Origin of the sequence: Agreia sp. Leaf335, assembly GCF_001423605.1 — a bacterium.
Taxonomy (GTDB): domain Bacteria; phylum Actinomycetota; class Actinomycetes; order Actinomycetales; family Microbacteriaceae; genus Agreia.
This window is the reverse complement of the sequence record NZ_LMOQ01000003.1, coordinates 208,970-233,767: the sequence shown is the minus strand read 5'-3', so window position 1 is coordinate 233,767 and position 24,798 is coordinate 208,970. Positions and strand designations below refer to the sequence as shown.

Sequence of the window (24,798 nt, the reverse complement as noted above, 5' to 3'; positions counted from 1 at the left end):
TCTTCAGCCCGGATCAGGCCGCGGGCTTCAACGCCGGCTGCCGCAGACGCCCCACGAGGGCTGAGGCGGCCGGCGCGGCCTGACGGGGAACGGCAATGGCGGTCGTCCACACCAGTGCGTCGTGTGTCACGGGAACGGCGCTGAGCAGCTCCGGTCGCTTGTCGGCGAAGTGCGCCGGAACCACCGCGACACCGAGCCCGTAGCCCACCAGATCGAGCAGTGACCCGACGTCGCCCACCTCGAGTTCGACCGAGTGCGCGAGCCCTTCCTCGGCGAATGCCCGGTCGGCCAGCACGCGAGCAGCCCAGCCGTCAGCGAATCCTACGAACGTCTCGTCGGCGAGGTCACCGATCTCGACGCGCCCTCGGCCCGCGAGGGGGTGGTCGGGGTGGCACAGCACGATGAAACCCTCCGACGCGATGGGCAGGAGTTCGACGGTCGCCGGCACGGCTCCACAGTCGGCGACGAGGGCGAGGTCGAGCAAACCTGTCGCCACCTGGTCGAGCAGCGTCGTCGATCCGGCGAAGCCGAGCCGCACCGATACGGCCGGATGCGAGCGACGGAAGTCGGCGAGCTCCTGCGGCAGGTGCACTCCCCCGAGGCACTGCTCGGTTCCGATGCGCAGGGCGCCGCGCAGGACTCCTCGCACGGCCAGCACCGCATCGCGCGCGGCGGTCGCGCTGGCGACTGCCCGTTGGGACTCCTCCAGCATCGCGGTTCCCGCAGGAGTGAGCTGCACGCGTCGTGTGCTGCGAGTGAACAGAGTGGTACCGAGTTCGGCCTCGAGCGCCCGGATCGAGGCCGACAGCCCCGACTGCGAGATCTGCAGAGACTCGGCGGCTCGGGTGAAGTGCTGATGCTCGGCGACGGCGACGAAATGCTCGAGTTGGCGGAGTTCCATGAGGATTCAAGAGTACTGCCCGCCTCACGGACCGTCCCTAGAATCGACACCATGGCCCGATCCAGCGAACACGCCCTGTCCTTCGGCCGCGCGGTCGGCGACTACGACCGCGGTCGCCCGAGTTACCCGGCCGAGGCCGTCGAGTGGATCCTCGAACAGATCGACCCGGCGCATCCGGCCCCGACGCGGGTCGTCGACCTGGGCGCGGGAACAGGCAAGTTCACGGCCGCGCTCGTCGACCGAGGACTCACGGTGGTCGCCGTCGAGCCCGACGCACTGATGCGCGAGCGGCTCACGCAGAACCTGCCGACCGTCTCGGCGCTGGAGGGAAGCGGCGAGAAGCTCCCGCTCGACGACACGAGCGTCGCGCTCATCACGGTGGCGCAGGCATGGCACTGGGTCGATGTTGCCGCGACGTCGCTCGAAGTCGCACGGGTGCTCGAGCAGGGAGGCGCCCTCGCCCTCGTCTGGAACATCCGGGACTCCGAGGTCGACTGGGTCGCCCGGCTCGGCGAGGTGATCGGGGCATCCGAGGCCGAGAAGTACGGCAGCCAGGCCCCGCCCGTGGGCCCGCCTCTCGAACGTCAGGCGTACCGCGAGTTCCGTTGGGTAGCCGAGATGAGTCGCGAGCAGCTCTTCGCCATGGTCACCTCGCGCAGCTACGTGATCACGATGGCCGAAGCCGAACGCGACGTGATGCTCGCCCGTCTCGGGAAGCTGCTCGACGAGCATCCCGATCTCGCCGGTCGCACAGGCTACCCGGTTCCGTACGTCACCAGGGTCACGATCGCTCGGATCGCTGCGTGAGCTCGGCCCTCGACGAGGTCGAGTATCTCGAGAGCTTCGCTCGGGGCGCGTCACTAATTCAGGAGGACAGGCACTCCGTGTGGATAGTGTCCTCGGACACGCGCTCTTCCTGAACTGAGTACGGAACCTAACCCTTGGCGGCCCGCTCGGCCTCGCGGCGCAGCTCGCGCTGAGCGTCGGCCTCTGCCGCCTCGGCGACGGTCGGCGCCGTTCCGCCGAGCGACCGGGGCTGCCACCACTGGCCCGTGCCGTCGACCGGGTACGACGACTGCAGCGAGTCGACCATGGTCTGCATCGTCGCACGAAGGGTCTCGGTCACCTGGGTGATGTCGTCGTTCTCGCCGACGACGATCGGCTGACCGAAGGAGAAGTGCACCGGCACCCCGAGACGCTGCGTCAGGGGAATCCTGCGATTCTTCGTGATGAGTCGCTGCCCGCCCCATACCGCGACAGGGATGATGGGCACCCCGGCATCGCGCGCCAGGCGGGCTGCGCCGGACTTCAGCTCCCGGACCGTGAATGACGAGCTGACGCCGGCCTCGGGGAAGACGCCCACGAGCTCGCCCGACTTCAGAGCCGACACCGCGTTCTCGAATGCTGCCGCCCCCGCCTTCATGTCGACGGAGATGTGATGCATGCCCCGGAGCAGCCAGCCGACACCGGGCTTGTCGAAAGCGCGCTTCGTCGCCATGAAGCGGATGCGACGTCTGTTGTGCAGCCACGTCTGCCACTCGACCAGGGCGAACTCGAGGTAGCCGAAATGCGTCATGGCGAACACGGCGCCACCCTGCTGAGGGATGTTCTCGAGACCCGTCGCGGAGCGTTTCGTGCGGAGCCCCGCGAAGAGCACACGCCCGACGCCGATGGCCGTGGAGTAGATGGGTTCGCTGGGACGCCGCGTCATGGCCAACAGGGTACGGGAGTCGCCTGTCAGAAGTCGGGGTTCGGCGCGACCCTTGACAGGCGCCCGTCGAGGCTCTGCTCGACGGTGCCGTTTCGGGGTGCCGCCGTCAGACCTGGCGGTCGGCCTGGGTGATGCCGTTGTGCGGATCGGGGCGCGGGTAGTCGCGAGACGCCGGCTCGTGGTCTTCGACGGCGAGCGTGTCGCTCTCGGCGTGACCGTAGGCATCCGGATCGGGCGGCGTCGCCGCGTCGTCTGTCGTGACCGTTCCGTCGATGTCGCTCGTCGTGTTCTCACCCTCGGCGCGCTCGGCGATCCAGTCCGCCGCGGCCTGCCGGTCGCGCACCTCGTCTCGCGAATCGCTCGGTCGTGGAGTCTCGTCGTGGCTCATGCGATCAGCCTACGACCGTGTTCTCCCGCCCGTCGTGGGGGTTGCCACAGACGCGTACCTTTCGCCTCGATCCGTGCGAAAATAAGAGGTCGAGTTCACACGATGGTCGAAACCCGAGGAGACCACACCACCCATGGCCAATGCCGGATCCAAATGCCCTGCCTGCTCACGTACCGTCGCCGTAGGGATCGTCTCGCAGACGCTCGTGCAGCACGAAGACAAGACCGGATTCCGCTGCGCGGGATCGGGAACCAGCCCGGGTGCTGCTCGGCCTGCCGCAGCACCGCGCAAGGCCTCTGCATCCGCCACCGCCCGCACCAGCACCCCCGCCGCGAAGCGCACGAGCCCGCCCACGAAGGGTGGCGTCACCGTTCGCCGCGTCGAGGTCAATCAAGAAGAGCTCGCCCGCCGGCAGGAGAAGCAGGAGCGCATCCGAGAGGAGCGCGCCGCCGCCGCTCGTGAGCGCAACGACGCGAACATCTCGTACTTCGACGAACTCAGGTAGCTCGCGCGACGGAGGTGCAGGGCCAAGGTAGTCCGCTCGGGGGATGCGCCCTCTGAAGGCTCCGGCAAGACTGGAGGCATGACGACGACCCGCGCTCTCGCCTCCACGTTCAACACCACTTCTCGCACGAACAGGGTCGGCCGCTCGGCTTCACTCCGTCGACGCTCGATGATCGTCGCTCTCGCGACGGTTGTCGCTCTTGCCGTGTCGGCCTGCTCGTCCGGCAGCCCCGACGCATCCGCGGCGCCGACCGCGGTCGCTCTGCCCGACTCGGCGGTGGGCGAGAAGGCGCAGTGGGTGCTCGACTCGATCAACTCCGACGAGGAGACGACCGAGGACGAGATCGCCGAGAACATCGCGCCCGAGATGCTCGAACAGGTTCCCGCGAGTCAGATGGTCGCCGTCTTCGGCCAGATGGGCGATGCGAAGCCGTGGATCGCGACGAGCGTGACCGAGGCGACCGCCGGACTCACCGTTCTGCTGCACAGCTCCTCTGCCGAACTGCAGATGCAGATCTCGGTCGATGAGCAGCAGCTCGTCAACGGTCTGCTCTTTCAGGAGCCTCCGGCCGACCGCACCCCCGCGGCGTCGTGGAAGCAACTCGAAGACAACGTCGCCGCGCTCGACGCCGACACCAGCATGACTGTCACGCGGGTCGCTGCCGATTCGACGGACGCCGCCGGCTCCGGCGAGCGCATCGTCGACATCGCGGGCGACGAGACGAAGCCGCTCGGCTCGGTCTTCAAGCTCTACGTTTTCGGTGCCGTGGCCGATGCCGTGGCGGCGGGAACCCTGTCATGGGACGACAACCTGATCATCTCCGATGACACGCGCAGCCTTCCGTCGGGCGAGCTGCAGGATCTGCCCAGCGGCACCCTCGTGAGCGTGCGCGAGGCGGCCACCAAGATGATCGAGATCAGTGACAACACCGCTACGGATCTGCTGATCGACAGGGTCGGCCGCGAGGCTGTCGAGGCGCAGTTGACGGTCATGGGTCACCATGAGCCGGCCCTCAACGCCCCCTTCGTGAAGACCAGGGAGTTCTTCCAGATCGGATGGGGAGCCGCGTTCGGCGATGCCCGCGCCGCGTGGGCAGACTCCAGTGTCGACGAGCGCCGAGCGGTGCTCGACTCCCTGCCCGGCGGTGTTCTCGAGCTGTCGTCGTTCGACCTCTCGACGAGCGCCTGGCAGCAGGGGGTCGACTGGTTCGCGAACCCCGCCGACCTCGTTGCGGCCCACCTGGCCCTGCAGACGAAGGCCGCGACGCCGGCCGGCGAGCCGGTGCGCGGCATCCTGTCGGCCAACCCCGGGCTGCAGTTCGACTCCGAGGAGTTTCCCTACATCGCATTCAAGGGCGGCAGCGCTCCCGGCGTTCTCGCGGGCAGCTGGCTGCTGGAGCGTGCCGACGGCGAGCGTTTCGTGATCACGATGCAGTCGTCGTCGCTCGATCCGGCCGACGTCACCGACACGGCCCTCGTCTTCGGCAACGTCACCGACGCGGCGAAGCTGCTGGCTGACGAATAGGGTCCGCGCTCCCCGTGCCGCTCGCCCGTCGCTCAGTGACGCGGACGCCGACGCTGAATGGCTCCGTGCGCTCGCATGAGCTGCGGCACGACGAGGTAGACGGCCAGAGGCACGACCACGAGAGTCAGAACCAGAGCGCGCAGCACCGGATGCCAGTCCCCGGAGAACGGGGCGATCGCAAGGAAGCCGAGGCTCACGAGCGGAAAGATGGCGATCCAGGTGATGACGGCACGCACGTGAATGGATGGCGGTTGCACGGGCACGGGAGTGGGCCCGGTCCACGGCTGGGGTGTGCTGTCGGACATAAAAGTCTCCTTGGGGGTGGGGGGGCGGAAGTGATCTCACGATGACACCGCCTCCGTGGGGCCGATGCCATTTGTTGCTGAAACTGGGACGGCCTGATTCGATGAGCGCATGAGTGTCTCGCAGAACATCGCACGAGAGCTCGAACAGGTCGCACCGCGCCTTCGTCGAGCCCGACAGAAGAAGAGCATGACGCTCGATGAATTGTCGAGGGCGACGGGAATCTCGCGGAGCACACTCTCGAGGCTCGAGTCCGGGCAGCGCAAGCCGAGCCTCGAATTGCTCCTGCCCGTGGTGGCAGCGCTCTCCGTGTCGCTCGACGAGATCGTGAGGTCGCCTCGAACCGAAGAAACGCGCGTCTCCCCGAAGCCGGGGCACGCCGTGGGCCGCGTGCTCACGCCTCTGTCGCAGCATCCGGGAGAACTGCAGGCGTACAAGATCACCATCCCGTCGACCGAGCGCGTCGTCGAGTTGCACACTCACTCGGGACACGAGTGGCTCTACGTGCTCTCGGGTCGACTCCGCGTCGTCCTGGGAGAGCACGATCTCATTCTCGACGAGGGAGAAGCCGCCGAGTTCGACACCCTCCACCCGCACTGGTTCGGTTCGGCCGGCGCAGGCCCCGTCGAGATCCTCAGCATGTTCGGCAAGCAGGGCCAGCGCATGCATCTTCGTGCGAAGAGCGCTCAGAAAGCACGTGCCTGAGCGCTCACGCGATCGGCGTGGCCGTTCCCGTCACCACGATGCCGCCCGTCTCGGGGATGCGCACCGAGAGCCTGCTGGGTCGACCGATGTGCGACCCCTGGGTGATCTCGATCTCGGCCGGCGTTTCGACCAGCCCGAGCGCGCGCAGGTATCCGCCGAACGCGGCCGCCGCAGAGCCCGTCGCCGGGTCTTCGGCGATCGTTCCCACGGGAAAGAGATTGCGGCTGTCGTATTCGCTCGCACCCGAAGGGAAGATCGTCGTCACGGTGCCGGTCCACCCCTGCTCGGCCATCAGCGTCCTCATCGCCTCGGGGTCGAACGAGAACGAGTCGAATTCGGCTCGGTCGGCGAAGACGATGATCGGATGCCTGTTGCCGGCGAACGAGACACGCGGCGGGTAGGCGGGGTCGAGACGATCGAGCGACGTCGAGAGAAGGCCGAGCAGCGTGTCGAGGACCCCCTCGCCGAACGGCTCGATCGACGGCTCGACACTCGTGAACGCTGCCGTGATCGCCCCGTCGGCCGATGCTGTGGTGATCGTGACAGGTCCGACGCGCGTCTCGAACACGACGTCGCCCACCCCGTCTCGATGCGCGAGTGCAACCGCTGTGGCCACGGTCGCGTGGCCGCAGAACGGAACCTCGGCGAGGGGCGAGAAGTAGCGCACGCGTAGACGTCGATCGTCGCCCGCCACACTCTGCTCGGTGATGAAGGCGGTCTCGGCGAACCCGATCTCGGCTGCGATGCGCTGCATCTCGGCATCGTCGAGTTGCAACGCGTCGAGCACGATCCCGGCCGGATTTCCTCCGCCGGGTGCGTCGGCGAATGCCGTGTACTTCAGTGCGGTCGTGGCGTCGGTCATGCGTTCATCGTGGCAGGCCCGCACGCGGGGTTCAGAGCGGAACGGCCAGTCTGTTCGCTCGTCGTCACGAGCGCTGATCGATCTCGGAGAAGCCCTGCGGGGTGACGGTGATGCGCAGTCGCGATGGGATCTGCTCCTTCATGGCTTCGACGTGGCTGATGAGACCGATGGTGCGGCCACCCGAGCGCAGGCTGTCGAGGGTCGACATCGCGATGGCGAGCGTGTCGGCGTCGAGCGAGCCGAAGCCCTCGTCGATGAACAGGGTGTCGAGGGTGATGCCCCCCGCCTGATTCGACACGACCTCGGCGAGACCGAGGGCGAGGGCGAGCGACGCCAAGAACGTCTCTCCTCCCGACAGTGAATGAGTTGCCCTGGCCCGCCCCGTGTGCTGATCGAGAATGGCGATGCCGAGTCCGGAGCGCGTGTTGCGATACTGCACGGAGTCGTCGTGCTCGAGCGAGTAACGGCCACCCGTCATGACGGCGAGTCGGGCGTTCGCGGCCCTGATGATCTCTTCGAGCTGGGCCGCGAGCACATACGACTCGAGTCGCATGCGCATGGTGTTCGGCTCGGCTCCCTCGACCGTATTCGCGAGCGAGCGCATGGTCTCGTACTCGGCGAGCAGTTCTTCGGATGCGTCGAGCCGCTGCAGTGCTTCGGCGACGAGGGTGCGAAGACGGCCCAGTCGATCGGCCACAGACCCCGCCGCCACTCGGGCGTCGTCTCGATCGGAGCCCGCCATGGTTCGAGCCTCGGCCGCAGCTTCCAGCTCGACCGGCTCGTCTACGAGCCCCAGCAGCTCGGGTTCGGCGAGCACGGCGAGCACCGCGGCGTGCGCCATGTCGTGAGTACCGATTCGCGAGGCCGTGTCGGCACGTTGAGCCGTGGTCAGCCTCAGCTCGGCGACCTCGGCCTTGTCTGCAAAACCCTGCTCGTCGAGGTGCTGCCGCAGCGTCTGCCGGGCGGCGTCGAGCGCGAGCTGCTTGTCGTTGTGCTCGACCAGCGCCACCTCGAATTCTCGGGTCACGGCGAAGAGATGCTGCAGTTCGAGCGCGCGCTCAGCCACCGTGGAATGGTCGCCTCGGTGCTGCTCGACGAGCTCGACGATCTGCGATCGCTGCGAGACCAGGGATGCTCGGGCGTCTCGGGTGGACTGCACCGCCTCGGTCAGCTCGGCCGCCGTCGACGCGATCGATTCGAGCTCGGCGCGCAGTGTAGCGATCTGAGCGTCGAGCGCGCGGGTGGATGATTCGGCCGCGAGCGCCGCGGCCAGGGCCTGCTGCGCCACCTCGAGTTGCTCGTCGATCTCGGCCGGAGCCTGCGCCCCGCCGGATGCCTCGGCTGCCGCGTGCCGCGCAACGAGATCGCGCACCACCAGCCCGGCTTCGACGAGGGCCTCTCCCGCGTGTGTGAGACGCGTACGTTGAGCATCGATCTGCTCGTCGGAGACGGGCTCGCCGAGATCGGCCGTCCAGGCGGTGGGATTCGGGTGCTCGGTCGCGCCGCAGACCGCGCACGGTTCGCCGTCGACGAGTCTCGAAGCAAGCTCCGCCGCGTGGCCGTCGAGTCGGCGCGTGAGCAAACGGTCGTAGAGCGTGGCCGCCTCTGCGTTCTCGCTGCTCTTGACCTTCTCGACGACACGGGACTCGTCGAGTTCGGACTTCAGGGAGGCGGCGAGCACCGCGGACTGCCGTGCGGTGCGCAGTCGCGCCACGCGTTCGTCGGCCTCTGTGCGAGCCGATGCCTCGAGAAGAGCGGCGTTTCTCTTCGCGAGCGCCTCATCGATTGTGGCGGGAAGCACCCGCGCACGCTCCGAGGCTTCGGCCAGTTCAGCCTGCCGTGCAGCCTCGGTCTCGTCGTACTCTGCGATGCGCTTCGCGAGCTGGGGAATGCGCTTCTCGTCGGACAGCACGACGTCGAGCCCGCCCAGCAGACGATTGATGTCTGCGGCTGTGGCAGCGAGGGCGTGCGGCGTGACGGGGCTCGAACCGCCTGTCGATCGACCGAGTGATTTTTCGGCGAGACTCGAGAGAGCGACAGACTCCTCGTAGGCGGTGCGGGCAGCCTTCTCGTCGACAGCTGCTCGGTCGAGCGCCTGCTCTGCTGCACTCTCGGCAGTGACGTGCGCCCAGACGATCTCAGCCCTGCCGGCCGCCTCGAGTCGACGCCTCTCGTCTGCGATCGCCTCGTCGTTCTGCCGGAGTTCGACGAGCCGTTGCGCTGCCTCGTCGCGGCGCCTCTGAAGACGGCGGGTGTTCTCGCGCTCGCGCAACTCGGCCTCGGCTGCAGCGAATCGCGCGTCTGCTTCGGCCACCCGATGCTGCGCCGCGTCGAGCTGTTCGACGAGTTCTGCGAGCGCCGATTGGAAATACCCGCGATCGGCTATAGGAGGCGCTGCAGCGATGACGACTTCATCGTCAGTATCAGCTTCATCGTCAGTGCTGAAATCGTCGGCGGAGTCGGTGTCGTCGCGGCTCGCAGCACCCGCACCCGCACCCGCACCCGCACCCGCACCCGCACCCGCACCCGCACCCGCACCCGCACCCGCACCGAGGATGGTCTCGACCTGGCTGCCGAGCTGGGCGATGTGCTCCGCGGATTCGCGCTGGAGCACCTCGAGAGCCTTGCGCCGTTCGACGAGCGCGCGTTCGATGTCGGCAAAGCGCCGTGTGCCGAAGAGGCTCTGAAGCACTGCCTGGCGCTCGTCGTTCTTGGCATGCAGAAACTTCTGGAAGCGATTCTGGGCGAGCAGGATCACCTGCAGGAATTGGTCTTTGCTGAGGCCGAGAATGCCGTCGAGCGCGATGCCGACCTCGCGGGGAATCGCGGCCACGCCCTGCCAGTCAGACTCGTCGACGAGCTCACCGCCCGATGCCTCGGCTACACGGATGAAGAGTTCGGCCGCCGCGGGCTTCTTGGTGGTTCCTGTGCCACGTTTCTTCGGCTGCTCGTAGTCGGGCGAACGCCGCACGCGGTAGTTCTGCCCGCCCGTGCTGAACCAGAGCTCGACGTAGGTGGGATCGCCAGGCTCGCAATGATCGCTGCGCAGCTGCTGCTGCGTTCCCTCGTACCGCGGAACGCTGGCGTAGAGCGCGAAGCAGATCGCGTCGAGAATGCTCGACTTGCCGGCGCCCGTGTTACCGGTGATCAAGAAGATGCCGTCGTCGGCAAAGGCATCGAAGTCGATGTGCTGAGCCGTCTTGTAGGGGCCGAATCCGGCGATCGTGAGGCGGTTGATTCTCACGCGGTCGACTCCTGGGCGGCCTGCTCGGCGATGACCTCGACGATCAGCTCGCTCTCGGCGTCGGTGGGCCCAGCCCCGTTGCGCACGAACTCGAGAAAACCGGCGACGACCTCGCTGTCGGAGCGGGCGTGCAGTCGTTCGCTGTAGCTGGCCGCCGGCAGCTCGGCCACGACGGAGGGCTGGTGCGTGAGAGCGACGGCGTGGGGGAAGCGCGTCTGGATGCGCCGCATGCCGTCGATGGGGCGCACCTGATCGGTCAGCACGACAGAGACGAAGTGACCTTCGGCAGAGGCATAGGCCGGGTCAGCGAGCAGCTCGGCGAGCTCGCCCGTGAGCACGGTGAGAGGCCGAGGCACAGGAAGATCGACCCATTCGACGGTGTCGAGCCCACCCGCGTCGAGCTCGACGAGCCATGCGCCGCGCGGCTTGGTGGCCTCGCCGAACGAGTAGTGCAGCGGCGCCCCCGAATAGCGGATGGCGGGCGTCAGCGTCGATCGGCCATGGATGTGCCCCAGCGCCACGTAGTCGGGGCCGTCGAACACGTCGACGGAGACCAGGTCGAGGCCGCCGGCCGTGATGTCGCGCTCGACATCGCTGGCCTCGCTCGACGCCGCGGCGCTCGCCGTCGGAACAGTGACATTCGAAGCGCTGGCACTCGGAACATTGACCACGAACGCGTGCGACAGCACGACCGAACGGGCGCCGTCTCGTCGAGCGATGTCGTCGCGGATGCGCTGCGTGGCATACCCGAGCACCTGGGCGTGGCGTCTCATTTCGACGCCCGGGTAGAGGTGGCGCACCAGTGCGGGCTCGAGGTAGGGGATGCCATAGAACAGCACCGGGCCGTAGGCGTCGTCGATGACGACGGGCTCGTCGAACTGCTCGGGGCGCGTGATGACGTGGATGCCCGCCAGGCCGGCCCATTCGCTCTGGAAGCCGAGTCTCGTGGCCGAATCGTGATTGCCGCTGGTGATGACGACGTAGGCGCCCGCCTCGCGGATCTGCCGAATGGCCCCGCTGAGCACGTCGAAGGCCTCGCGCGCGGGTGTGGCGGAGTCGAAGACGTCACCCGCCACCACGACCACATCGACCGCTTTCTCGCGCACGACCGCGGCCAGCGCATCGAGCACTGTGCCGAGGTTCTCGAGGGTCGAGTGCCCGTGGAACGTTCGCCCGATGTGCCAGTCGGAGGTGTGCAGGATGCGCATGCATCAACGCTATAGCGGCCCGCCGACATCGATCGCCGCGATCCGGCTCGGGCCACCGCCCGCCTTGCTCAGACCAGTAGTTCCGCGATGTCGTGACCCACGGCATCCAGAGCGGCGGCGACGCCGGCGTTGTAGACGCGCCCCTCGTGGGTGTTGAGGCCCCTCGCGAGGGCGGGGTCGTCGGCCAGCGCGCGAGCCCAGCCCTTGTCGGCGAGGGCCACGACGTAGGGCAGGGTCGCGTTGGTGAGGGCCCGGGTGGATGTCTCGGGCACGGCACCGGGCATGTTCGCCACGCAGTAATAGACGGTGTCGTGCACCGCGAACACGGGGTCGTCGTGGGTGGTGGGATGGGATCCCTCGAAGCATCCGCCCTGGTCGATGGCGATGTCGACCAGAACGCTGCCCGGCTTCATGGTCGCGACCATCGCATCCGTGACGAGCTTCGGAGCCTGTGCCCCCGGAATGAGCACGGAGCCGATCACGAGGTCAGCCTCTTTCACCTGGGCGGCGATCTCGTATGCCGACGAGGTGCGCGTCTGCACAGCTCCCCCGAAGCGGATCTCGAGCTCGCGCAGCCGCGGAATCGAGAGGTCGATGATCGTGACGTCCGCTCCCATACCGACAGCGTTGGCCGCCGCGTGCTCACCCGCGACGCCGCCGCCGATCACCACGACCTTCGCCTTCGGGGTTCCGGGTACGCCGCCGAGCAGCATTCCTCGGCCGCCCGCCGCGCTCATCAGGTGATAGGCGCCGACCTGGGTCGACAGCCGACCAGCGACCTCGCTCATCGGCTGCAGCAGTGGCAGCGAGCGGTCGGCGAGCTGCACGGTCTCGTAGGCGATGCCGGTCGTTCCGGCGGCGAGCAGCGCGTCGGCGCAGGCCCTGGATGCGGCCAGGTGCAGATAGGTGAAGAGCGTCTGGCCGGCACGCATCCGCCCGAATTCCTCGGCCACCGGCTCCTTGACCTTGAGTACCAGTTCGGCGCCCGCCCAGACCTCGTCGGCCGTGTCGGCGATCGTGGCACCGGCCTCGATGTAGTGCTCGTCGCTGATGCGCGAGCCGAGCCCGGCGCCGCGCTGCACGACGACCGTGTGCCCGCGCCGCACGAGCTCGAACACTCCCGCCGGCGTCGCCGCGACCCTGTTCTCGTTGTTCTTGACCTCTGCGGGCACTCCGATGTGCATGGCTTCTCCGTTCGTCGGCGGCATCGACTGCAGCGCTCGCAGTGACTGCCGAAAGTCCTGGCCCTATACTCACCAAAGTTCGACGAGCTCGACGAGAAACCGCAGAATCATCGGTGCATGTGCGTCAATTCATGAAATAGTTCACCTGTGGCCGATTCAGAGAACCCATCGTCGAACGATCGACGCGCCGCACCGCCGCCCGCCGAACTCGACGAGATCGATCGTGAGATCCTGCGCATCCTGAGGGCGAACGCCCGCATGCCCAACAACCGACTGGCCGAGCTCGCGGGCATCGCCGCCTCGACCTGCGTGGCCCGGGTCAAGTCGCTCGTCGCACGCGGGGTGATCACCGGGTTCACCGCGAACGTCGATCCCTCCTCTGTCGGCCTAAGCCTCCAGGCGCTCATCAGCGTCACCATCAGGGCCGGCGCCCGCAACCTCATGATGGAACTTGGCCAGGAGATCAGGCAGTTTCCCGAGGTCGTGCAGCTGTACTTCCTCGGAGGAGCAGAGGACTTCATCATCCACGTCGCCGTTCGCGACAGCGCCGCCGTGCGCGACTTCGTGCTCGACAACCTGTCGGCGCATCCGGCCGTGGCATCGACCAGAACGAGCCTGGTCTTCGACCACCATTTCAGCGGATTGACGATCGCGCCGTGAACGCACGAACCCGCTTCGAGAGAGAAGTCAACCGGCCTGACGGACCCTGCCGCGCGGAGTAGCGTCGCCTTCATGAGCAACGTCGCCGAACCCTGCGAGCAGATCTGATGGACTACACCTGGCTCGAAGCCATCTACCTCGGCCTGCTGGGCCTGGCCGGAATCGCCATCGCGGCGATCTCGGTCATCGTGCTGCTGCGTCTGTTCCGCGGCCAGCGCTGAGGCGTTCCGCGCGCCGCGCCCGCTAGACCTGCTGCTTCGGCTCGTCGGGATATTCCGCGAACGTCGCGAGCTCTTCGTGCCCGGTGAGAAAGCCGCCGAGGAGGGCCGCCATCACCTCTGGGCGCACGCTGTGGTGTGCCGCGTCGATCTCGACGGCGCGCGCGTTCGGCAGCGATTCGGCCAGGGCCGCGGCAACGGGAGGGAAGATCGGCTGTGTCTCTTCGCCCACCATCGCCAGCACGGGCTGGGTGACGGATGCCCACTGTTCGGCCCACGCCGAATGGTCCGCCCTGTCGAGAACGGCCACGTCATAGGCCAGGGTGTGCGCGATGGTGAGCATGTCGGGCCAGGCGGCAGACGACTTGGCACCCTCGAGCCACTGCGGCGGCATGTTCCGCATGAAGTACTCGACGACGGCGCCGCGGTCTCCCGCTTCGACGAGGTCGTTCATCGTCCGCAGCTCGTCTCCGTCGTCGCCCTCCCCCTCGAGCGTCAGCGGTACCTCGAAGAGTGCGAGACCCGAGATACGCTCGCCGACACCGGGCGTCGCCGCCGCCCAGAGCGCGAGCGCCCCACCCGACGAGTTGCCGTAGAGCGTCGCGGGGCCGTCGAGTACGTCGAGCAGGGCGGCGATGTCGTCGACCTCGCGCTCCACCGAGTAGGGAAGAGTGTCTCCACTCTCGCCGCGCCCGCGCCTGTCGTAGTTGATGACAGTGAAGCCCTGATCGGCCAGCAACGTCGCGATGTGCGCCGACGTGGGGTCGAAGGCCCGATAGTTCATCGCACTGCCGACCAGGATGACGGCGAGCGCCCCGCTTCCGAGTCGGTCGTATGCGATGGAGGTGCCGTCTGCCGATGTCACGAACTCAGTCATGCTCGAAGCCTAGCCACACGGTCCGGCCTCCTCCGGGGGCTATCGACGCGCCTCCCCGTCGTCGTATCGTCGGGGCATGACACTCACATGGGAACAGGTTGTGATCGACTGCGGAGACTTCGCCGCGTTGGGGCACTGGTGGGCCGACGCCCTGGGCTGGGAGATCATCGGCGAGGACGATGACGACATGGAGATCCGCAATCCGAGCGGTGCCGGACCGACGCTGCTGTTTCTGAATGTGCCCGAGAAGAAGTCGATGAAGAATCGTCTTCACCTCGACTTCGTGCCCGACGATCAGAACGCCGAGGTGGAGCGCCTTCTCGCGCTGGGCGCCACCCGGGCCGACGTCGGGCAGAACGACGAGTCGTGGGTCGTGCTCGCCGACCCCGAGGGAAACGAGTTCTGCATTCTCTCTGCGAGATGACGCTTCGGGCGTCGTGACGAGCTCGTGTTGCCGGTTCGGTCGACCCGAACCGGCAACACGCGCAGCATCAGCCCGTGACCACCGCGATCTCGTTGGGTGTTCCGGGCAGTTCAGCATTCGCGATGACCTCGCCCGTCTTCACATCGACAGCGAAGATCTTTTTCGTCGCCGGCTCGGTGACGTAGGCGGTGTCACCCTGAACGACGAGTGCCGGATGCGCGTCCTGCCACTCGGCCGGACCCTCCCAGGCGCCGATCACCGGGTAGCTCTTGCCGAACTCGCCGGTCTCGGGGTCGAGCACGTGCAAGGCGCCGTCGGAGCCGAGGATGATCGCCTCGTCGCTCGGCCCGCGAGCGACGTCGCGCCAGGTGTAGCCCGCTCCGTCGGGCAGCGTGACGATCTTCATCGTCTTGGCAGCGGTGTCGACCAGGGTCAGCTGCTCGAGCAGAACGCCCTCGCGGTCGGGATCGGAGTTGTAGTCGCCGACGGCGATCGAGGAGGTCTCCGTGACGTACTGGTTACCGGTGCGGCCGTAGCTATCCGGTGCCTGGATCTTGGTGAACTCTCCACCCTCGTAGACCAGCACACCATCGGAGCATCCGAAGACCGCGGTCTCGTTCTCGACCGTGCCCTCGCCGTGCACCGAGGGGCACTCCTCGTTGCGAGCGATCTCGGTGCGAGACTCGTCGAGCACCCGCACTCCGCTGCGGCCCTCCGACGTGCCGATCGTGGTCAGCAGAGTTCCGTCTTCCAACTCGATCGACACACCGTGGTGGGCGGCGGGCGCCGGAACGACCTCGGTCTTGGGCAGCCCGTCATCGCCCGCGGTCAGCAGCGCCGCCGTGTCGAAGATCGTGGTGTCGCCCGTGCCGTCGGAGAAGAGGATCGTCTTGTCTCCGTGCCGCACGACGTGGCCGGGTGTCGGGGCGTCAAACGTCAGATCGGTGAGCTCGGGCTCGGCCGTCTGCGAGGCGCCGTCGGCCGTCCACGTTCCCGTGTCGAGAACCCTGAACCCGTCTGTCGTCGACACGAGTACGTGGCGTCCGTCTCCGGCCGAGTTGAGGCGGTTGAAACCGTCGAGAGGCAGGTCGGCCTCGAGGTCGAGGCTCGTGCCGTCGAGCACGAGGACTCCGCCGTCGTAGGTGAGCGAGACGCGCGGGGTGGGCGCAGATGTGGATGCGGCTGCGCCGTCGGTCTGGGCGGGAGCGGTGTCGGTCGCGCAGGCGGTGAGGAGCAGGGCCGATGCGGCGACCGCGACCAGGGCGATGCGCCCGGGATGGAGCTGGTTCTTCATTGTTTCCTTTTCTTGGGTGGGGGGTGGGCTGCCCCTTTACGGAGACAGCCCGGTTGCGATGAGCTCGGTGTTCGAGCGCATCATCTGCAGGTAGGTGTCGGCGCCCTCGCCGCGTTCGCCGAGCGACTCGGTGAACAGCGCGACGACGTCGACGTCGATGGATGCCTCGTCGGCCAGGACCTGAACGAGACGGTCGGGCTGCGACGAGTCGGCGAAGATCGTCGAGACTCCGGCCTTCTCGATGGCGGAGACGAGATCGTCGAGGTCGGATGCGCTCGGTGCCGCCAGCGTCGTGCCGCCGGGAATCACGGCCCCGATCACGGTGAAGTCGTACCGCTCGGCCAGGTAGCCGAACACGTGGTGGTTCGTCACGAGTTGTCGGCGCTCGCCGGGAATGGCCGCGAAGGCGGCGGTCATCTCGGCATCGAGGTCGTCGAGCTGCGCCGTGTACTCGGCCGCGTTCGCCGCGATGACCGATGCGTCGATGCCGTCTGTCTTCTCGAGCTCCTCCGCGATTCCGGCGACGACCTCCACCATGCGCGCGGGGTCCGTCCAGAAGTGCGGGTCGGGCGCTCCGGCCGCGTCGCCCGACGAGTACTCGAGCGGTTCGATGAGCTCGCCGGCCGTGATCGAGCGAACCCCGGCGTTCGTGGCCGCATCCAGGTTCTTCTGCAGCCCCTCTTCGAGCCCAAGACCGTTCGACACGATGAGGTCCGCATCCTGAATGCGCGCGGCCTCCTTCGCCGAGATCTCGAAGGAGTGCGGGTCGGCGTTGCGCTGCATCAGCACGAGCACGTCGGCCTCGTCTCCGACGATCTCATCGACGACGTCTCCGAGGATGTTCGTCGACACGACGACGAGAGGGCGATCCCCCGCCCCGTCACCGGATGCCTGCGCGCACCCCGTGATGGCGAGGAGCGTCGCCGAGAGCGCGAGACCGGCGGAGAGCTGCGCCGCACGCATCGCCCTCATCGTCCGGTCTCCGCGAGGAAGGCCGGCTCGGAGCCGACGGTGAGCGTCCGGGCGACGCGGAGCCCGTCGCCGTAGTCGAGCTCGTAGACCACGCCGTCGGCCGGCGCGTTGAGATAGGCCCTGTCGGCGTCGAGCTGCAGAGTGACCCCCGGCGCAAGCGCGGGATCGGCCAGGCTCGAGGCGGCGAGCGGTGCGGTGGCCGCGAGCGTCGCGCCGGTGTCGGCATCGAGCAGCAGCACTCGGCCGTCGCGGGCGAGTGCCACGATGTGGTCGTCGTTGTCGGATGCCGCCACGACCTCGACGAGCGGAGCCTCGCTCGGCAGGAACGCCCACTCCCGGGCGCGGGTGTCGAGCAGCCAGGCTCCGCGATCGCCGGACACGGCCGCGACGTCGGGGCGTCCGCGTCGGTTGTCGAAGTCGGTTGCGCGGTCGCTCGGCGCGACGGCCTGTGGATAGGGGATCTTCTCGAAGTCGATGCCGGACTCGATGCCGCCGTCGCCAGAACTCGTCGCGAGCAGCGCGCCGTCGGCGCATCCGAAGACCACACCCACGTTCGTGGTGATCGACCCGGCGAGCTGCGCGCACTCGGCCTCGACACCGTCGACCGCATCGCCCCGACCGTCGATCGCACGAACGCCGGATGCGACGCCGTCGCTGCCCGCGACCGTCGCCAGCGCGCCGTCGGCGAAGGGAACGACCACGCCCGTGTGCGGGGCCGACTCGAGACGGGCGGTCTCGACGACCTCGCCGCGACCCAGCGCCTCCGAGTCGAGCAGCAGAGCCACCCCGCTGTCGCCGAACCAGACGCCCGTCAGCGACGGGCCTCCCGCGACCACGGCTTCGCCCTTTTCGGTGACCGTGCCGACGAGTCGGGGCTTCGCAGAGTAGTAGTGCACGTGGTCCTGGTGGTCGACCGTCCAGGCGCCCGAGTCGAGCACGGTGAGCGTTCCCGACTCGGCCGACGAGGCGAAGACGAATCGGCCGTCGGTCGACACCGAGGAGGGCGCGTCGACCGATCCGAGCGAGACACTCGTCTCATCGAGCAGGTCGACGAGGGTGGCGGCGCCCGTGCGGTCGATTCCGGTGAGGTGCAGTTGCGCCTCGGGCATCTCGTCTGCTCCCTCGACGTAGCCGTGCGGGCGCTCGGTCGATTCCTCGCCGGCCGGCGCTTCTTCGGTCGCCGCGCAGCCTGGCAGGGCCAGTGCGGTGACGAGGGCGGCGGTGAGGAGGAGGGCAGGGCGATAGCTGGATGGTGCGGACACGCGGGCCTTTCTTAGGCGGTGATCGGTGATTCGGTCGGGTGCGAAACGGACGTGCGTCGTGAGGACACTGTCGCGCCGAGCCGCGCGACAACCGCGCGGATGCCTGCGGAGACCGCGGCGAGAACGATGGAGGTGAGGGCGATGGAGGCTCCGGCCGCCGTGGATGCGTGCCACGAGACGAGCAGGCCGACGAGCACCGCGAGCGACCCGAATGCCGCAGCGAGGATCATGGTCGCGGGGATCCTGCGCATCCATTGGCCGGCGGCCACCGCGGGGGCGAGCAGCAGACCGACGACCAGCAGCGTGCCGACCGCGCTGTACGACGCGACGACTGCGAGGGTCACGAGACCGGTGAGCACGGTCTGCGCGAGACGCGGACGCAGTCCGAGGGTGCGGGCGATGCGTGGATCGAAGGCCAGCGCGACGAACGGGCGATGGAAGAGCGCCGCGACCGCGACGGTCACGAGGAGGGCGACGGCGAGCAGCAGCACGTCGCTCCACCCGATGGCGAGCACGTCGCCGAAGAGGATGGCCGTCAGATCGACGGCGAACGAGCGGGAACGCGACACGATGATCACGCCGAGCGCCAACATGCCCACGAAGAGCAGGCCGATCGTGGTGTCATTCGAGAGGCGACCCCGACGCGAGACGAAGCCGACGCCGGCGCTCATGACGAGCGCGCTCACGGCCGCACCGAACACGACGGGAAGCCCGAGCAGAGTGGCGATGGCGACGCCCGGCAGCATGCCGTGCGCCATCGCCTCGCCGAGAAAAGCCATGCCGCGAATGACGACCCAGGTTCCGACGATCGCGCTCATGGTCGCAACGAGAACGCCGCCGACGAGTGCGCGCAGCATGAACTCCGACGACAGGGGATCGAGGAGGAAGGACACAGCAATCGACCCTACATGAGAACGATTGTCATTACCGATAGGCTGGAATCATGACGGCCATCCTCGACATCTCTTCCCTCGCGGCGCACGAAATCCATGTCTCGTACGACGGCGCCGCCGCACTCTCGGGAGTGTCGGTCTCGTTCAGCCCGGCAACCGTCACCGCCGTCAGCGGAGGAAACGGTTCGGGAAAGTCGACCCTGCTCGGTGTGCTGGCGGGCACGATCTCCCCGCAGTCTGGACGGGTTCATCGGGCGACGACGACAGGGCTGCCAGCCCTGGTCGTTCAACGCAGTGCGGCCGGCGACACCCTTCCGCTCACCGTCGGTGAGGTCGTGAGCATGGGGCGCTGGGCCGATCGCGGAATGTGGCGTCGGCTTTCGGCCGCCGACCGCGACGCGGTGGGATCCTGCCTGCGCACCATGGGCATCCTGCATCTGGCTGATCGACCGCTCGGATCACTCTCGGGCGGCCAGCGACAGCGAGCCCTCGTCGCTCAGGGGTTGGCCAGACGCGCAGACGTGCTGCTGCTCGACGAGGCGACAGCCGGGGTGGATGCCGAGGCGCTCGACCTCATCGTGACGGCATTGCGGGCCGAAGCCGAGCGTGGGGCCACGGTGGTGCACGCCTCGCACGAGAAGGCGGTCCTGTCCGAGGCCGACGCGGTGTTGCGCCTCGAGCGGGGACGCGTGGTCACGCCTTCGTGAGCGCCGACTCTTTGTGGGCCGCCTGCTTGCCCGACTTCTCACTCTCGACCACGTAGGCCGGCTCATCGCTCGACGCGGTGAATTTCTGCCCGTCGAACGAGAAGTCCTTCGTCTTCTTCTCGACGATCGTGCCGCGGGTCTCGCCCTGCGGGGTGTTCCAGCGGACCGTGTCGCCCTTGGAGAATGCCATCTCGTGCGCCTTACTTCTTGAGGGGGTCGTGACCCCAGTTCATCAGCGAGTATCGCCACGGCGTTTCGCTCACGTCGCCGCTCGGGCGCTGCGCGGAGTGCCTCTTGATATAGCCCAGCACCGTGCGCATGTGCTCGTAGTCGGCTTCGGTCAGTTCGGACTTCTTCTTCTCGAGGATCGAGAGGATGTGTCGGCCACTGCGGTGACCGATGGCCTCGCCCCCCGCCTTCTGCCCCACGCTGCGCGACTCGTCTGTCGAGAGCCACTTCTCGAGCGATTTGGGGGTGAGGTTCACCGAGTGGGTGAAGTCCGTCCAGACGTCGGCATTGTCGTCATCTTTGTCGCTCATCCCCTCAGTATCCGCCCTCCGAGCACATTCGTCGCAGGGGACTGAAAAACGGCGTCATTTATGCGAGCATGCCTCTTCGGTCGAATCGGCAGACGGTTGATTGGTACCCCCCAGGGGTATATGGTCGAGGCATGAGCAACACGCACGACCACCACACGCACGACCACTCCGGCCACACGGATCACGAGGCGATGCAGCACTCGTACCACGATCATGCGGGGCACGCGGAACACGAGCACACAGGGCACCAAGGCCACTCGGACCACGCGGGCCACGATCACTCCGCCCACGGGGGCCACGGCGGTCACGCCGCGCACTTCCGCCGCCTGTTCTGGATCATGCTGGTCGTCGCCCTGCCCGTGGTCGCGTTCTCGCCGATGTTCGCGTCGCTTCTGGGATACGAGGTACCCGACGCCCTGCCATTGGCCGCGATCTCGCCCGTGCTGGGAACGGTCATGTTCGTCTGGGGCGGCGCCCCCTTCCTCACGGGCGGCCTCGCCGAGATCAAGGCACGCCAGCCGGGAATGATGCTGCTGATCGCACTCGCCATCAGCGTGGCCTTCGTCTCGAGCTGGGGCGCGACGCTCGGCCTGCTCGATCATCAACTCGACTTCTGGTGGGAGCTCGCGCTGCTGATCGTCATCATGCTGCTCGGGCACTGGATCGAGATGCGATCCCTCGCACAGGCGTCCAGCGCCCTCGACAGTCTGGCCGCCCTCCTGCCCGATCAGGCGGAGCGGGTGAAGGCCGACGGCTCCGTCGAGATCGTCAGCCCGGCGGAGCTGCATCGCGGCGACGTCGTGATCGTTCGCCCCGGCTCGCGCCTGCCCGCCGATGGCGTGGTCGTCGAGGGCACGGCCGATGTCGACGAGTCGATGATCACCGGCGAGTCCGTTCCGGTCTCGCGAGGCATCGACAGCGCGGTCGTCGCCGGAACGGTCGCGACCGACTCAGCCCTGCGCATCCGGGTCACCGCCACCGGCGACGACACCGCACTCGCGGGAATCCAGAAGCTCGTCACCGATGCCCAGAACTCGTCGAGCCGCGCACAGCGCATCGCCGACCGCGCCGCGGCCTGGCTGTTCTGGTTCGCCCTGGGCGCCGCGGTCATCACCGCGATCGTGTGGTCGCTGGTGGGCAGCCCGAACGATGCGATCATCCGCACGATCACCGTGCTCGTCATCGCCTGCCCGCACGCGCTCGGCCTGGCGATTCCGCTCGTCGTGTCGATCGCCACCGAACGCGCAGCGAAGGCCGGCGTTCTCGTGAAAGACCGCCTGGCGCTCGAGAGCATGCGCACCGTCGACACCGTTCTCTTCGACAAGACGGGAACGCTCACCATGGGCTCCCCTCTCGTGACCCACGTGTTCTCGGTAGATGCAAACGATGACGACCGGCTGCTGACCCTCGCCGCGTCTGCGGAAGCCGATTCCGAGCATCCGGTGGCCCGGGCGATCGTCACCGCAGCCAGCGAGCGAGGCCTCGTTGTGCCCCGCGCCACGAACTTCCACGCGTCTACCGCGGTGGGCGTCGAGGCCACCGTCGACGGCCGGGTCATCAGCGTGGGCGGGCCCCGCCTGCTCGAACGGGCGAAGGCCACGGCGCTGGATGCGACGCGCGACTGGTCGAATGACGGAGCGATCGTGCTGCACGTGCTCGCCGACGGCGTTCCGATCGGCGCGCTCGCTCTCGCCGACGCCGTGCGACCCGAATCCAACCAGGCCGTGGCAGAGCTCGCCGCCCGGGGCATCCAGGTCGTGATGATCACGGGCGACGCCGAGGCCGTGGCTCGGTCGGTGGCGGCAGAACTCAAAATCGAGCGCGTCTATGCGGGCGTGCGACCCGAGGACAAGTCGCAGACCGTGCGCGAGCTGCAGCAGGAGGGGCGGCGGGTCGCGATGGTCGGCGACGGCGTGAACGACGCGCCCGCCCTGGCGCAGGCGGATGTGGGCATCGCGATCGGTGCCGGAACCGACGTGGCCGTCGCGGCCGCCGGCGTGATCCTGGCCGGCGACGATCCCCGCTCCGTGGTCTCGGTGATCGATCTGTCGAAGGCCAGCTACCGCAAGATGACGCAGAACCTGTGGTGGGCGGCGGGGTACAACCTGATCTCCGTGCCGCTGGCGGCCGGGGTGCTCGCCCCCATCGGATTCGTGCTCCCGATGGAGGTCGGAGCCCTGCTGATGTCGCTGTCGACCGTCGTTGTGGCACTCAACGCGCAGCTGCTACGCCGCATCGACCTGCGCCCGGGGCGCTGACGCGCGAGGTGGGGGGCGCCGAGCGACGGCCCGACCGGCGGGCGCAATCCCCATTGGCAACACAGGCGGGCCGTGCTTGTCTTGACCCATGCCCGAGATCCCCATGTTCCCCCTCGGCACGGTGCTCTTCCCTTATATGCCGGTGTCGCTGCGTCTCTTCGAGGAGCGCTATCTCGTGATGCTCGCTCACATGCTCGAGGCTGAGCAGCCGCAATTCGGCGTCGTTTTGATCGAGCGCGGCCAGGAAGTGGGCGGCGGCGAGCATCGCTTCCAGCTCGGAACCCTGGCGCTCATCAGCGAGATGGCGGGCGGCGAGGGGTTCGTGGCGGTGAACGCGGAGGGCGGCTCCCGGTTCGAGGTGACCGGCTGGCTCGACGACGATCCGTATCCGCGCGCCCAGATCCGCTTCCTCGAGCCGCTGGAGTGGGACGAGTCGCTGCGAGCGCTGCGCGACGACACGGAGCAGGCCGTGCGCCGTGCCCTCGCCGTGGCGAGCGAGTTCACCGAGCAGCGCTGGGCATCCGTCGTCGAACTCTCGGCCGACCCGCTCGAGGCGTGCTGGCAGCTCGCCGGAATCGCGCCCGTCGGCGAACTCGACCAGCTGTCGTTCCTGGGCGCGATCTCGATGGAGGAGCTTCTGACCACCGTTCTCGAGCGGGCGACGGATGCGGCGGAGTCGTTCGCCTCGGCCTGGTCGACCGCCCCCGGTCCGAACGAATCGGACGGCCCGGCGGACGAGGACTTCGAGGAGAAGCTGTGAGCGCATCGAGAGCGTCCGGCACCGACGCGCCGGCACCCTCGAGCACCCTGTGGTTCAACGGCGCGGTTGCTTTCGTGCTGGCGGGCATCGTCGCGATCTCCATCCACGAACTCGCCCGATTCGTGACCGCGGTGGCGCTGCAGTCGCCGGCCACGCTCTATCCGAGTTATCTCGAGTTCGACATCACGCAGACGCGAACGCTCATTCTCACCTCGACCGTCGCCGCCATCACCAGCCTCGTGACAGGTCTCGCACTCATCTTCGCGGCGCGCATCTGGGGAGCCGGCATCATCCGGCTGTTCGTCACCTGGCTCGGCTTCATCAGCGTGCAGCTCGTCTTCACCTCGCTTCTTCTCGCGCCCCTCACGGGCGCCGGCGACGCGGCCACTCTGCTCTTCTGGTTCGGCGCGCCCGCGTGGCTCTACTGGACAGGATTCGCGGTCGGCGTTGCCGGCACCGTCCTGCTCGCGCGGCTGTTCGCTACCCGGGTGACGGCCTATGCCGACGGCTCCGTCAGCTCGATGCGCTCCCTCGGCATCGGATCGTGGGCCGCCGGCACCGCCGTGCTCGTGTTCGTCTACGCGCTCACCTTCACGTTCACGACCCGAAGCCACGCCATCGAGATGGTGAGCGACACGCTCCTCGGCGTCGCGGCATCGGGACTCTTCGCGCCGCTGTTCTACCCGTTCAAGGGAAAAGTACGCATCGTCAACGAGTTCCTGCGCTTTCGCAAGCCGACGGTCGCTCTGCTCTGCCTCGTCGCCGTGGGACTCGTACTCGTGTTCATTGTGAACAACGGCGTGGAGTTCAGGCCGAGCGTCGCCTGAGCAGGCTCACGACTCCGCCGACAGCAACGGCCCCGGCGATCAGGTACGGCCCTGCGATCAGCAGCGGGTCGATCCAGGCGTGATTCACGTCGACGCGGCCACGTGCGCGCCGTGACGACAACCCATGGTGCGTGAACTCGCTGTGCACCCCCGTCTCGGCGACGGGGCTGTCGGGCTTGCCCGCGAAGAGCGAGGTGACGCGGCTCTCGAGCACGTCGACACGATCGGCCCCGAGGAGAAGAAGCCAGTGACCCGCTCGCCCCTCGCTGAAGTGCGCGTAGGAGTAGCGGCGGATGATTCCGGAGAGACCCTTGAGGCCAACCGCGGTGCCGAAGACGGGAGTCAGCATCTCGTGCTCGATCGACTTCTCTCTGAAGCCGTCGTATGCCTGTCGTTCGGGGAAGATCCAATGGGCACCGGTCGCGTCCGGGTCGAACCTCATCTTCGGAACCGACGGCCTGTCGGCGGGGTCGAGATCGGCGCCCCACCCTGGGATGCGTGCACGCAGCTCCTCGCTGTTGGGCGCGCGCGACGGCTTGCTGGCGATGTACGGCATTGCCTCGTCTCCTCGC

At 67.9% G+C, this 24,798-nt stretch carries 26 protein-coding genes; 10 read left to right on the top strand and 16 right to left on the bottom strand.

Annotated elements, in window-relative coordinates; translation table 11 throughout:
- Nucleotides 1–13 precede the first annotated feature (13 nt).
- Nucleotides 14–901 (bottom strand): LysR family transcriptional regulator, encoded by an 888-nt coding sequence (locus ASF79_RS11440; RefSeq protein ID WP_055855099.1) that lies wholly within the window; start codon nucleotides 899–901, stop codon nucleotides 14–16.
- Between the two features lie 51 nt (nucleotides 902–952).
- Between ASF79_RS11440 and ASF79_RS11435 the strand changes: the two genes are divergently transcribed.
- The gene (locus tag ASF79_RS11435; protein WP_055855097.1) at nucleotides 953–1,708 is read left to right on the top strand and encodes a class I SAM-dependent methyltransferase; all 756 of its coding nucleotides are present in this window, start codon (nucleotides 953–955) and stop codon (nucleotides 1,706–1,708) included.
- Between the two features lie 127 nt (nucleotides 1,709–1,835).
- On the opposite strand, the gene ASF79_RS11430 is transcribed toward ASF79_RS11435, so the two are convergent.
- Nucleotides 1,836–2,612, bottom strand: coding sequence for a lysophospholipid acyltransferase family protein (locus ASF79_RS11430; protein WP_055855095.1), 777 nt, complete (start codon nucleotides 2,610–2,612; stop codon nucleotides 1,836–1,838).
- 106 nt (nucleotides 2,613–2,718) lie between these two features.
- A complete protein-coding gene (locus ASF79_RS11425) occupies nucleotides 2,719–3,000 on the bottom strand; it encodes a hypothetical protein (protein WP_055855093.1) in 282 nt (93 codons plus the stop codon).
- A 133-nt stretch (nucleotides 3,001–3,133) separates the two neighbouring features.
- Here ASF79_RS11425 and ASF79_RS11420 point away from each other — a divergent pair, with 133 nt between their 5' ends.
- Together ASF79_RS11420 and ASF79_RS11415 are read left to right on the top strand one after the other, a co-directional pair.
- A complete protein-coding gene (locus ASF79_RS11420; RefSeq protein ID WP_055779133.1) occupies nucleotides 3,134–3,505 on the top strand; it encodes a hypothetical protein in 372 nt (123 codons plus the stop codon).
- A 78-nt stretch (nucleotides 3,506–3,583) separates the two neighbouring features.
- The gene (locus tag ASF79_RS11415; RefSeq protein ID WP_082495858.1) at nucleotides 3,584–5,029 is read left to right on the top strand and encodes a serine hydrolase; all 1,446 of its coding nucleotides are present in this window, start codon (nucleotides 3,584–3,586) and stop codon (nucleotides 5,027–5,029) included.
- Nucleotides 5,030–5,061: 32 nt separating this feature from the next.
- Here the strand turns inward: ASF79_RS11415 and ASF79_RS11410 are convergent, their stop codons facing one another.
- Nucleotides 5,062–5,334 (bottom strand): hypothetical protein, encoded by a 273-nt coding sequence (locus ASF79_RS11410; protein ID WP_055855091.1) that lies wholly within the window; start codon nucleotides 5,332–5,334, stop codon nucleotides 5,062–5,064.
- 109 nt (nucleotides 5,335–5,443) lie between these two features.
- Between ASF79_RS11410 and ASF79_RS11405 the strand changes: the two genes are divergently transcribed.
- Nucleotides 5,444–6,037, top strand: coding sequence for a helix-turn-helix domain-containing protein (locus ASF79_RS11405; RefSeq protein ID WP_055779142.1), 594 nt, complete (start codon nucleotides 5,444–5,446; stop codon nucleotides 6,035–6,037).
- Between the two features lie 4 nt (nucleotides 6,038–6,041).
- Here ASF79_RS11405 and ASF79_RS11400 read toward each other — a convergent pair whose 3' ends face one another.
- The 4 genes from ASF79_RS11400 to ald form a co-directional block, all read right to left on the bottom strand.
- Complete coding sequence (locus ASF79_RS11400; protein WP_055855090.1) at nucleotides 6,042–6,899, bottom strand: PhzF family phenazine biosynthesis protein; 858 nt, start codon at nucleotides 6,897–6,899, stop codon at nucleotides 6,042–6,044.
- A 64-nt stretch (nucleotides 6,900–6,963) separates the two neighbouring features.
- Complete coding sequence (locus tag ASF79_RS11395; RefSeq protein ID WP_055855088.1) at nucleotides 6,964–10,143, bottom strand: AAA family ATPase; 3,180 nt, start codon at nucleotides 10,141–10,143, stop codon at nucleotides 6,964–6,966.
- Complete coding sequence (locus tag ASF79_RS11390; RefSeq protein ID WP_055855085.1) at nucleotides 10,140–11,351, bottom strand: exonuclease SbcCD subunit D; 1,212 nt, start codon at nucleotides 11,349–11,351, stop codon at nucleotides 10,140–10,142. The genes ASF79_RS11395 and ASF79_RS11390 overlap by 4 nt, the downstream gene beginning before the upstream one ends.
- A gap of 68 nt (nucleotides 11,352–11,419) precedes the next feature.
- Nucleotides 11,420–12,535: an alanine dehydrogenase gene (gene ald / locus ASF79_RS11385; protein WP_055779902.1), complete on the bottom strand. Its 1,116-nt coding sequence runs from the start codon at nucleotides 12,533–12,535 to the stop codon at nucleotides 11,420–11,422.
- A 147-nt stretch (nucleotides 12,536–12,682) separates the two neighbouring features.
- Between ald and ASF79_RS11380 the strand changes: the two genes are divergently transcribed.
- Nucleotides 12,683–13,195: an Lrp/AsnC family transcriptional regulator gene (locus tag ASF79_RS11380; RefSeq protein ID WP_055779153.1), complete on the top strand. Its 513-nt coding sequence runs from the start codon at nucleotides 12,683–12,685 to the stop codon at nucleotides 13,193–13,195.
- Nucleotides 13,196–13,438: 243 nt separating this feature from the next.
- On the opposite strand, the gene ASF79_RS11375 is transcribed toward ASF79_RS11380, so the two are convergent.
- Nucleotides 13,439–14,290, bottom strand: a complete 852-nt coding sequence (locus ASF79_RS11375; RefSeq protein WP_055855083.1) for an alpha/beta fold hydrolase — start codon at nucleotides 14,288–14,290, stop codon at nucleotides 13,439–13,441.
- A gap of 76 nt (nucleotides 14,291–14,366) precedes the next feature.
- Here ASF79_RS11375 and ASF79_RS11370 point away from each other — a divergent pair, with 76 nt between their 5' ends.
- Entirely contained in the window at nucleotides 14,367–14,714 is a 348-nt protein-coding gene (locus ASF79_RS11370; protein ID WP_055855081.1) for a VOC family protein, read from the top strand.
- Between the two features lie 67 nt (nucleotides 14,715–14,781).
- On the opposite strand, the gene aztD is transcribed toward ASF79_RS11370, so the two are convergent.
- Genes aztD through aztB form a run of 4 tightly spaced genes read right to left on the bottom strand, consistent with a single transcriptional unit; the run spans nucleotide 14,782 to nucleotide 19,135 of the window.
- Nucleotides 14,782–16,008 carry a zinc metallochaperone AztD gene (gene aztD / locus ASF79_RS11365; RefSeq protein ID WP_055855079.1) on the bottom strand — a complete coding sequence of 409 codons (1,227 nt, stop codon included), beginning with the start codon at nucleotides 16,006–16,008 and terminating at the stop codon, nucleotides 14,782–14,784.
- A gap of 36 nt (nucleotides 16,009–16,044) precedes the next feature.
- The gene (gene aztC, locus ASF79_RS11360) at nucleotides 16,045–16,971 is read right to left on the bottom strand and encodes a zinc ABC transporter substrate-binding protein AztC (RefSeq protein ID WP_055855077.1); all 927 of its coding nucleotides are present in this window, start codon (nucleotides 16,969–16,971) and stop codon (nucleotides 16,045–16,047) included.
- Nucleotides 16,972–16,976: 5 nt separating this feature from the next.
- Nucleotides 16,977–18,242 carry a hypothetical protein gene (locus ASF79_RS11355; RefSeq protein WP_055855076.1) on the bottom strand — a complete coding sequence of 422 codons (1,266 nt, stop codon included), beginning with the start codon at nucleotides 18,240–18,242 and terminating at the stop codon, nucleotides 16,977–16,979.
- 11 nt (nucleotides 18,243–18,253) lie between these two features.
- The gene (gene aztB / locus ASF79_RS11350; protein WP_082495857.1) at nucleotides 18,254–19,135 is read right to left on the bottom strand and encodes a zinc ABC transporter permease AztB; all 882 of its coding nucleotides are present in this window, start codon (nucleotides 19,133–19,135) and stop codon (nucleotides 18,254–18,256) included.
- A 50-nt stretch (nucleotides 19,136–19,185) separates the two neighbouring features.
- Between aztB and aztA the strand changes: the two genes are divergently transcribed.
- Complete coding sequence (aztA, locus tag ASF79_RS11345; RefSeq protein WP_055855074.1) at nucleotides 19,186–19,842, top strand: zinc ABC transporter ATP-binding protein AztA; 657 nt, start codon at nucleotides 19,186–19,188, stop codon at nucleotides 19,840–19,842.
- On the opposite strand, the gene ASF79_RS11340 is transcribed toward aztA, so the two are convergent.
- Both ASF79_RS11340 and ASF79_RS11335 read right to left on the bottom strand, forming a co-directional pair.
- Nucleotides 19,829–20,032, bottom strand: coding sequence for a DUF2945 domain-containing protein (locus tag ASF79_RS11340; protein ID WP_055855073.1), 204 nt, complete (start codon nucleotides 20,030–20,032; stop codon nucleotides 19,829–19,831). The two genes, aztA and ASF79_RS11340, sit on opposite strands and share 14 nt — an antisense overlap.
- Before the next feature lie 10 nt (nucleotides 20,033–20,042).
- A complete protein-coding gene (locus ASF79_RS11335) occupies nucleotides 20,043–20,381 on the bottom strand; it encodes a DUF3140 domain-containing protein (RefSeq protein WP_055779179.1) in 339 nt (112 codons plus the stop codon).
- 131 nt (nucleotides 20,382–20,512) lie between these two features.
- On the opposite strand from ASF79_RS11335, the gene ASF79_RS11330 reads away from it, so the two are divergent.
- The 3 genes from ASF79_RS11330 to ASF79_RS11320 all read left to right on the top strand — a co-directional run bounded on the left by ASF79_RS11330 (nucleotide 20,513) and on the right by ASF79_RS11320 (nucleotide 24,226).
- On the top strand, nucleotides 20,513–22,639 hold the full coding sequence (locus tag ASF79_RS11330; protein WP_055855070.1) for a heavy metal translocating P-type ATPase: 2,127 nt from the start codon (nucleotides 20,513–20,515) through the stop codon (nucleotides 22,637–22,639).
- Between the two features lie 88 nt (nucleotides 22,640–22,727).
- The gene (locus ASF79_RS11325) at nucleotides 22,728–23,399 is read left to right on the top strand and encodes an LON peptidase substrate-binding domain-containing protein (protein ID WP_082495856.1); all 672 of its coding nucleotides are present in this window, start codon (nucleotides 22,728–22,730) and stop codon (nucleotides 23,397–23,399) included.
- On the top strand, nucleotides 23,396–24,226 hold the full coding sequence (locus ASF79_RS11320) for a hypothetical protein (RefSeq protein WP_055855068.1): 831 nt from the start codon (nucleotides 23,396–23,398) through the stop codon (nucleotides 24,224–24,226). The genes ASF79_RS11325 and ASF79_RS11320 overlap by 4 nt, the downstream gene beginning before the upstream one ends.
- Here the strand turns inward: ASF79_RS11320 and ASF79_RS11315 are convergent.
- Nucleotides 24,207–24,782 carry a hypothetical protein gene (locus tag ASF79_RS11315; protein WP_055855066.1) on the bottom strand — a complete coding sequence of 192 codons (576 nt, stop codon included), beginning with the start codon at nucleotides 24,780–24,782 and terminating at the stop codon, nucleotides 24,207–24,209. The genes ASF79_RS11320 and ASF79_RS11315 overlap by 20 nt on opposite strands.
- Nucleotides 24,783–24,798 lie beyond the last annotated feature (16 nt).

Bases quoted from the DNA above. Each gene is read 5' to 3' on its own strand.
- ASF79_RS11440 (WP_055855099.1), bottom strand. From the start codon at position 901: ATGGAACTCCGCCAACTCGAGCATTTCGTCGCCGTCGCCGAGCATCAG.
- ASF79_RS11435 (WP_055855097.1), top strand. From the start codon at position 953: ATGGCCCGATCCAGCGAACACGCCCTGTCCTTCGGCCGCGCGGTCGGC.
- ASF79_RS11430 (WP_055855095.1), bottom strand. From the start codon at position 2,612: ATGACGCGGCGTCCCAGCGAACCCATCTACTCCACGGCCATCGGCGTC.
- ASF79_RS11425 (WP_055855093.1), bottom strand. From the start codon at position 3,000: ATGAGCCACGACGAGACTCCACGACCGAGCGATTCGCGAGACGAGGTG.
- ASF79_RS11420 (WP_055779133.1), top strand. From the start codon at position 3,134: ATGGCCAATGCCGGATCCAAATGCCCTGCCTGCTCACGTACCGTCGCC.
- ASF79_RS11415 (WP_082495858.1), top strand. From the start codon at position 3,584: ATGACGACGACCCGCGCTCTCGCCTCCACGTTCAACACCACTTCTCGC.
- ASF79_RS11410 (WP_055855091.1), bottom strand. From the start codon at position 5,334: ATGTCCGACAGCACACCCCAGCCGTGGACCGGGCCCACTCCCGTGCCC.
- ASF79_RS11405 (WP_055779142.1), top strand. From the start codon at position 5,444: ATGAGTGTCTCGCAGAACATCGCACGAGAGCTCGAACAGGTCGCACCG.
- ASF79_RS11400 (WP_055855090.1), bottom strand. From the start codon at position 6,899: ATGACCGACGCCACGACCGCACTGAAGTACACGGCATTCGCCGACGCA.
- ASF79_RS11390 (WP_055855085.1), bottom strand. From the start codon at position 11,351: ATGCGCATCCTGCACACCTCCGACTGGCACATCGGGCGAACGTTCCAC.
- ald (WP_055779902.1), bottom strand. From the start codon at position 12,535: ATGCACATCGGAGTGCCCGCAGAGGTCAAGAACAACGAGAACAGGGTC.
- ASF79_RS11375 (WP_055855083.1), bottom strand. From the start codon at position 14,290: ATGACTGAGTTCGTGACATCGGCAGACGGCACCTCCATCGCATACGAC.
- ASF79_RS11370 (WP_055855081.1), top strand. From the start codon at position 14,367: ATGACACTCACATGGGAACAGGTTGTGATCGACTGCGGAGACTTCGCC.
- aztD (WP_055855079.1), bottom strand. From the start codon at position 16,008: ATGAAGAACCAGCTCCATCCCGGGCGCATCGCCCTGGTCGCGGTCGCC.
- aztC (WP_055855077.1), bottom strand. From the start codon at position 16,971: ATGCGTGCGGCGCAGCTCTCCGCCGGTCTCGCGCTCTCGGCGACGCTC.
- aztA (WP_055855074.1), top strand. From the start codon at position 19,186: ATGACGGCCATCCTCGACATCTCTTCCCTCGCGGCGCACGAAATCCAT.
- ASF79_RS11340 (WP_055855073.1), bottom strand. From the start codon at position 20,032: ATGGCATTCTCCAAGGGCGACACGGTCCGCTGGAACACCCCGCAGGGC.
- ASF79_RS11335 (WP_055779179.1), bottom strand. From the start codon at position 20,381: ATGAGCGACAAAGATGACGACAATGCCGACGTCTGGACGGACTTCACC.
- ASF79_RS11330 (WP_055855070.1), top strand. From the start codon at position 20,513: ATGAGCAACACGCACGACCACCACACGCACGACCACTCCGGCCACACG.
- ASF79_RS11325 (WP_082495856.1), top strand. From the start codon at position 22,728: ATGCCCGAGATCCCCATGTTCCCCCTCGGCACGGTGCTCTTCCCTTAT.
- ASF79_RS11315 (WP_055855066.1), bottom strand. From the start codon at position 24,782: ATGCCGTACATCGCCAGCAAGCCGTCGCGCGCGCCCAACAGCGAGGAG.